Annotated in this window: 5 protein-coding genes; all 5 read left to right on the forward strand. The window is 54.5% G+C overall.

The window, feature by feature from the left end; translation table 11 throughout:
* Window positions 1-47: 47 nt before the first annotated feature.
* Complete coding sequence (prmB, locus tag QSV34_RS13075) at window positions 48-956, forward strand: 50S ribosomal protein L3 N(5)-glutamine methyltransferase (protein ID WP_289155398.1); 909 nt, start codon at window positions 48-50, stop codon at window positions 954-956.
* Window positions 956-2,053 (forward strand): chorismate synthase, encoded by a 1,098-nt coding sequence (gene aroC, locus QSV34_RS13080; protein WP_289155399.1) that lies wholly within the window; start codon window positions 956-958, stop codon window positions 2,051-2,053. Before prmB ends, aroC begins: the two co-directional genes overlap by 1 nt.
* 8 nt (window positions 2,054-2,061) lie before the next feature.
* Entirely contained in the window at window positions 2,062-3,225 is a 1,164-nt protein-coding gene (locus QSV34_RS13085) for an MFS transporter (protein ID WP_289155401.1), read from the forward strand.
* Window positions 3,226-3,274: 49 nt separating this feature from the next.
* Complete coding sequence (locus QSV34_RS13090; protein WP_289155403.1) at window positions 3,275-4,177, forward strand: 5'-nucleotidase; 903 nt, start codon at window positions 3,275-3,277, stop codon at window positions 4,175-4,177.
* A gap of 538 nt (window positions 4,178-4,715) precedes the next feature.
* Window positions 4,716-6,309, forward strand: a 1,594-nt coding sequence (locus QSV34_RS13095) for a phage tail protein (protein ID WP_289155405.1), incomplete at its 3' end; no start/stop codon positions are given.

Consider the following 6,309-nt stretch of genomic DNA (forward strand, 5'->3'; position numbering starts at 1 on the left):
TCATATAGGTAGAATGGCGCCTTTGCAAAAAGCCCCTGGAACCACCGTTGGACGATCACTCACACATCGCTGAGCAACTGCACACCGTGCGGGATTTTATCCGCTGGGGAGCGAGCCGCTTTGGCGAAGAGGCGCTGTTTTTTGGGCACGGCACAGACAATGCCTGGGACGAATCCGTTGCGCTGGTGCTCCACGGACTGTATCTGCCCAACGATAGTGGTCCTCAGGTATTGGATGCGCGCCTGACAAGTGCTGAAAAGCAGCGAGTATTGGCGCTGTTGGAGCGCCGTATTAGCAAGCGTATTCCGGCGCCTTACATTACCGGCTCGGCCTGGTTTTGCGGCCTGGAGTTTATGGTGGATGAGCGGGTGCTGATACCGCGCTCTCCGATTGCTGAATTGATCGAAGCGCAGTTCGTCCCCTGGCTGCAAAAGTCGCCAGAGCGAATTCTGGATTTGTGTTGTGGTAGCGGCTGTATCGGTATCGCCTGCGCTTATGCTTTTGAATATGCGCAGGTGGATGTCAGTGATATTTCCGCCGATGCTCTGGATGTGGCCCAGCAGAATATCCACCTGCATCATATGGACGGGCAGGTAAGGGCGCTGCAGTCGGATTTGTTTCAGGGCTTGGCGGATGAGCGCTACGACCTGATCGTTTGTAATCCGCCCTATGTGGATGAAGTGGATTTTGGCAGTATGCCCAGCGAGTTTCACCACGAGCCCTCGCTGGCGCTGGCCTCTGGTGAAGATGGCCTGGATTTTACTCGCCGCCTGTTAGCGCAGGCCGCTGATCATTTAAACGATGGTGGTCACCTGGTGTTGGAAGTGGGTAACTCCTGGCCAGCGTTGGAGGCCGCCTATCCGCAGCTGGGTTTTGAATGGGTCGAGTTCGAGCGCGGTGGCCATGGGGTTTGTGTACTCAACCGAGAGCAACTAACAATTATTGGGAATAACTAATGTCCGGAAATACCTACGGCAAATTATTTACCGTCACCACCTTTGGCGAAAGCCACGGCCCGGCACTGGGCTGTATTGTAGATGGTTGCCCTCCGGGGCTTGAACTCAGCGAAGCGGATATTCAAGGGGAATTGGAGCGCCGCAAACCGGGGCAGTCTCGTTATACCACCCAGCGTCGGGAAACCGACCAGGTAAAAATACTTTCCGGCGTATTTGAAGGGGTAACCACGGGAACGCCAATCGGTTTGCTGATTGAGAATATGGACCAGCGTTCCAAGGACTACAGCAAAATCAAAGACCAGTTTCGCCCGGCCCACGCGGATTACACGTACCACCACAAATACGGTCATCGTGACTATCGCGGCGGTGGCCGATCTTCCGCACGGGAAACTGCCATGCGCGTGGCTGCCGGCGCCATTGCTCGCAAATATTTGCAACAAGAGTGTGGCATTAACATTCGCGGTTACCTGTCGCAGCTGGGCCCCATTGAGATTGATACGGTCGATTTGGCAGAAGTGGATAACAACCCGTTCTTCTGTGCCGACGCCAATAAGGTCTCGGAGCTGGAAGACTACATGCAACAGCTGATCAAAGAGGGTAATTCTGTGGGTGCTCGTATTGGCGTGGTAGCGACCAACGTGCCCGTGGGGTTAGGGGAGCCTGTGTTCGATCGTCTGGATGCAGATATCGCCCACGCCATGATGAGCATTAACGCTGCCAAAGGCGTGGAGATTGGCGCCGGGTTTGCGTCGGTGGCGCAAAAGGGCACCGAGCATCGGGATGAAATAACCCCAGAGGGATTTCTGTCCAACCACGCTGGCGGCATTCTCGGCGGTATCTCCTCTGGTCAGGATATAAACGTGCAGGTGGCCTTTAAGCCCACTTCCAGTTTGCGTATTCCTGGCCGCAGTGTGGACGTCAATGGCAACCCCATTGAAGTGGTGACCACTGGCCGCCACGACCCTTGCGTGGGTATTCGCGCAGCCCCCATTTGTGAGGCCATGTTGGCGCTGGTATTGATGGATCAACTGCTGCGCCATCGTGCTCAGAACACAGGTGTTAACGTCAATACAGCACCGATTCCAGCCAAGCCGTAGGCTCATACATGCAGGATGCTCAACTGCGAAAGCCGCCGGTTCCTTACTGGCGGCTTTCTTCGTTTTACTTTTTCTATTTCGCCATTCTGGGCGTATTGGCACCGTACTGGCCGCTCTATTTCCAGTGGTTGGGCTTTGGCCCTGAACAAATCGGCTGGTTGCTGGGCACGGTAACCGCCTGCAAAGTGGTGGCGCCTAATCTGTGGGCCTGGTTGGCGGATCGTTCCGGCAAACGCTTGTTGGTGATGCGCCTGGGGTGCCTGCTGGCCTCGTTGTTTTTTGCCGGCCATTTTCTGGAGCTGGGCTTTTTCCCATTAATGGCCATCCTGTTTGCCTACAGCTTTTTCTGGAACGCCATTTTGCCGCAACAGGAAGCGATCACCCTGAGTTTTCTCGGTGGTCAGCCGGAGCGCTACAGCCTGATTAGATTGTGGGGTTCTGTGGGCTTTATCGTTCTGGTGTTGCTTGCCGGAGCGTTGCTGGGCGACGAAAATATTGTTTACCTGCCTGCCATCACCATGGCGTTACTGCTACTGACAATGGCGAGCAGCCTGGTCATTCCGTCAAGCGAAAAACCCCGAACAAAAACAGTCAGCAAAGGGTTTTGGCCGCTGGTGCTTAAGAAATCCCCGGTGGCGTTTCTGCTGGGTGGTTTGCTGATGCAGCTGGGACACGGTGCTTACTATGGGTTTTTCAGTATTCACCTACAGGGGCTTAACTACAGCGAATTTACCATTGGTTGGCTGTGGGCATTGGGGGTTATTGCCGAGGTTTTGCTGTTTTTGTTGATGCACAGGCTGTTACCCCGCTTTGGCGTCAAGGGGTTGTTGTTGGTCAGCCTGTTACTGGCTGCCATCCGCTGGCTGTTGATCGGCCATCTGGCGGATCAAATGGCCTGGTTGTTACTGTCTCAGGTACTTCATGCCTTTACCTTTGGTGTCTTTCATGCCGCCGCCGTAGAGGGCGTTCGCCGCCTGTTTGGCAGTGAACACCAAAGTAAAGCGCAAGCGTTGTACACCGCCGTCAGTTTTGGAATGGGAGGTGCGGTGGGTTCCATTGTGGCGGGGCAGGTGTGGCACCTGGGGGCAGAATTTACTTTTAATCTGGCCGCGCTGGTATCCCTGCTTGGGCTGGTAGTCATTGCTTGTTGGTATCGTGAGACGCGAGGTTGAAATTTAATCTGTATTTATATACAGTATTTGCGATTTTTGAGTAATTGATATGGCAGATAAAAATGACGACAAGCTGGTTATAGCCCTGTCAACGCGGGTACTTTTCGACCTGTCCGACAGCCATCATGTGTATGAAGCCGAAGGGCTGAAAGCCTATTCTAGCTACCAAATCGATCACGAAGACGACATCCTGCAACCGGGGGAGGCATTTCCCCTGGTTAAAAAATTACTGCGCATCAATGAAAAACTCGGTGGTGAGCCACGGGTAGAAATTATCCTGTTGTCACGCAACTCTGCAGACACCGGACTGCGTATTTTTAACTCTATAGAACACCATGGGCTTAACATCAGCCGCGCCGCTTTCTGCGGAGGCGAAAGCCCTTACCGTTACGTCTCGGCATTCGGTTGCCACCTGTTTCTCTCCACACACGGCGACGATGTTCGCAACGCCTTAAAAAATGGTGTAGCGGCAGCTACCTTGCTGTCTGCCAACAGCGCCAATGACAACGATGACGAACTGCGTTTTGCCTTTGATGGTGATGCGGTAATTTTCTCCGACGAAGCGGAAAAAATTTACAAACAGCAAGGACTGCCGGCATTTACAGACAGCGAGCGAGCGCTGGCAAAAACCCCACTGACTGGCGGCCCCTTCAAGAACTTTCTGCAAGCGTTACAAAAACTGCAAAGCGAATTCAGCGGCGACGACAGCCCCATTCGCACCGCACTTGTAACAGCCCGCTCCGCTCCGGCCCACGAAAGAGTAGTGCGCACCTTGCGCCACTGGAACATCCGCCTGGACGAATCCCTGTTTCTCGGTGGTATGGACAAAGGTGCTTTTCTGAAGGCCTACGGCGCCGACGTGTTTTTTGATGATCAGCAGAAGCATTGCGACTCTGCCAGTGAGTATGTGGCTACGGGGCATGTGCCGCATGGGGTGGCTAATGAAGAATAAAATCTTGTGTTAGCGATATATTTTCTTTTTATAAGTATTCATACAATCGGTTGAGTAACTATGTTCAGCTTTGATTAGCCAGCAGCTAGTGTGAGTCAAAGTCATACCTTCATTTTTTCTCCACTTTTACATTTGGCAAAGTGGTTCTCCGTCTCCTACATTTTTAAATATCGTCTCACGGATCAAACGGATACCGAGGCGTATGGATGCGGGGTTCGACCAGTTACTGAGGTTTAACCCACCAAAGATCAAAAAGAATTGGGGGTAGTAGGGATGTCAGGTCACACTGAATTTGTCTTTTGTGCCTTGTTTAAAGGTACTAGCCACTTAACCAACACCGACACCACCGCGCGCTAAGCCGCCAGTACATCATGGATGGTGGCCGCGTTGTTGTGTGTTTCGCACCGTACCCTCAGTGGGCGCGGGCTGACTTTTTGATTTCTGTTTCTCGCACCACACCGATTAATTCCAATTTGATGACCGCCCGCTCAGTTACTTCTGTGCGGGCGGTTTGCTAATGACCACGGGGAAGGTTGTTATGAACACGTTGAAGGGGTTTTGCCGTTTTAATCGCTTCGCAGTAAACGCGCTTTTGCTGTTGAGTTTGTCGGTATTTGGTTCTCAGGCGCTGGCTGCCATCAGTGCTACACCCAACCCCAGTACGGGCTCATACACCGTTAATTGGAGCTACTCGGGCTCAGATGATTCACTCAACAATTTTGAGTTACGTGAAAATGGCGTAGCAATCGGCGATTGCTGTGGGAGTTTTGTGTCTGGTTCAAGGAGTTTCTCAAACAAAGCCCCAGGCACCTACACATACACGGTTATTGGATACTTTGAAGAAACTTTTGATGATGATGAGTCTTGGGAGGAGTGGGAAGAAAACTTAGGCACCGTCACTGTTACCGTTCATAACCCTGTCCCCTCTACACCCTCTAGCCTAAGTGCTCCCACTAACGACGGCAACGGCGCTTACACCGTTACCTGGTCCTCCATGACCCACGCCACCAGCTACCAACTGCAACGCCGCCCCGCCGGTGGCAGCTGGAGCACAGTACACAACAGCAGTTCCACCAGTCGTTCCGAGTCGGGCCTGGGTAACGGCGTGTGGGAATACCGCGTGCGTGCCTGCAACAGTGCCGGCAGCTGTTCCGGTTACAGCGGTACCGACAGCACCCAGGTGGCCATCGCCCCCGGTGTACCCGGCACCGCCAGCATCAGCCCCGGCACCAGCTACAACGGCAGCCACACTCTGACTTGGGGCGCGTCCTCCGGCTCGGTCACCAAATATGACGTGGACAAACGCTTTAACGGCGGCAGCTGGAGTAATGCCTATGATGGTACTGCCACCAGCCGAGCCTTCAGCGGCCTGGCCACCGGCACTCATCAGTATGCGATCCGAGCCTGCCGCACCACCGGCAGCTACACCAACTGTTCCGGCTGGCGTTACTCGTCCAACGCCACCGTCACCGCCCCGGCGGCGGTCAGCCAACCCAATGCGCCGACCAACGACAACGACGGCACCTACTCAGTAAGCTGGAACAACTCCACCGGTGCCACCAGTTACCAGTTGCAACGGCAAACCAACGGCGGCAGCTGGAGCACCATCCAAAACACCAGCGCTACCAGCCGCTCCGAGTCGGGTTTGGGCAATGCGGTCTATGGCTATCGGGTGCGCGCCTGCAGTTCCGTGGGTTGTTCCGCCTACAGCTCTGTGGATACCACCCAGGTGGCGATCACTCCTGGCGTCCCGAGTTCCATCACCACCCCTGGTACCAACTACAGTGGTACCGTCTCCCTCAGCTGGGGGGCGGCCAGTGGCTCGGTGAGTTACTACCAACTGCAGCGTCAATTTAACAGTGGCAGCTGGGCCACGATTCAAAGCAATGGGGCAACCAGTCGCACCGATACCGGATTGGTGGTGGGTACTTATCGTTACGCGGTGCGTGCCTGCCGTACCACCGGCAGTTACACCAGTTGTTCGGGCAATCGCTTTAGCAATACCTTCACCGTCACCACCCCGGCGACACCGGGAACCCCCAATGCGCCTTCCGGTGATCCGGATGGCGCCTACAGCGTCAGCTGGAACAGCACCACCGGTGCCACCAGCTACCAACTGCAACGGCAAACCA

The sequence above is a fragment of the Porticoccus sp. W117 genome (assembly GCF_030341905.1).
Lineage (GTDB): Bacteria > Pseudomonadota > Gammaproteobacteria > Pseudomonadales > Porticoccaceae > SCSIO-12696.

Bases quoted from the DNA above. Each gene is read 5' to 3' on its own strand.
- aroC (WP_289155399.1), top strand. From the start codon at position 956: ATGTCCGGAAATACCTACGGCAAATTATTTACCGTCACCACCTTTGGC.
- QSV34_RS13090 (WP_289155403.1), top strand. From the start codon at position 3,275: ATGGCAGATAAAAATGACGACAAGCTGGTTATAGCCCTGTCAACGCGG.
- QSV34_RS13085 (WP_289155401.1), top strand. From the start codon at position 2,062: ATGCAGGATGCTCAACTGCGAAAGCCGCCGGTTCCTTACTGGCGGCTT.